This window comes from Microbacterium sp. HSID17254 (genome assembly GCF_003989315.1).
Lineage (GTDB): Bacteria > Actinomycetota > Actinomycetes > Actinomycetales > Microbacteriaceae > Microbacterium.
This window is the reverse complement of sequence record NZ_RBLT01000172.1, coordinates 1-817: the sequence shown is the minus strand read 5'-3', so window position 1 is coordinate 817 and position 817 is coordinate 1. Positions and strand designations below refer to the sequence as shown.

Annotated in this window: 1 protein-coding gene; it reads right to left on the bottom strand. The window is 75.0% G+C overall.

Annotated features, from left to right (window positions below; translation table 11 throughout):
* Positions 1-38: 38 nt before the first annotated feature.
* Positions 39-620 (bottom strand): peptide deformylase, encoded by a 582-nt coding sequence (gene def / locus D8M34_RS18410; protein ID WP_126894732.1) that lies wholly within the window; start codon positions 618-620, stop codon positions 39-41.
* Positions 621-817 lie beyond the last annotated feature (197 nt).

Below are 817 nucleotides of genomic sequence, written 5' to 3'. Positions count from 1 at the left end.
CTAGTACCGGGGTATGACTCCCGGGGTCGGTCCCGGGGTCATCCCCGGGGGACCTCCTCGGCCTCGACGGCCGACGGGTCCCAGGAGTCCGACGGCGCGACCCAGCCGTTGCGCTTGAGCCTCTTCTTCGCAGCACGCTGGTGGCGGCCCATCAGCCGGTCGAGGTACAGGTGCCCGTCGAGGTGGTCGCTCTCGTGCTGCAGGCAGCGGGCGGAGACGCCGGACCCCGCGTAGGGGACGGGCTCGGCGGCGAGGTCGGTGCCCGTGAACAGGGCCCACTGCGCGCGGCCGGTCGCGAAGTTCTCGCCGGGCACCGGCAGGCAGCCCTCCTGGTCTTCGTCCGCGTCGGGCATGACCTCCGGGACGCCGTCGGTCTCCAGCACCGGGTCGACGACGAGGCCGCGCCGCATCGTGCGCGTCTCCTCGTCGGGGCAGTCGAAGACGAACAGCCGCAGGTCCACCCCCACCTGGTTGGCTGCGAGCCCGACGCCGTGCGCCGCGGCCATCGTCTCGAACATGTCCCCGACCAACGTCCGGAGCGCGTCGTCGACCGCGACGACGGGGCGGGGGGGGGTGTGGAGCACCGGGTCGCCGACCATGCGGATGCGCAGAACCGTCACCGGAGCAGCGTACGGTCACCGTCGGACGTGACCCGGCCGGGCGGTTCCGGTGTCGTCCGACCCGCGTCCAGGCGCGTCGCAGCCCGGAACCGCCCGTCCCCCACGCTCGCATCCGCACCCGACACGCCAGACGCTTCGCTCGCCCGCCCCGCCCCCCGACGGGGCCCCCCCCGCCCCAGCCCTCCGCCCCCCCGCCC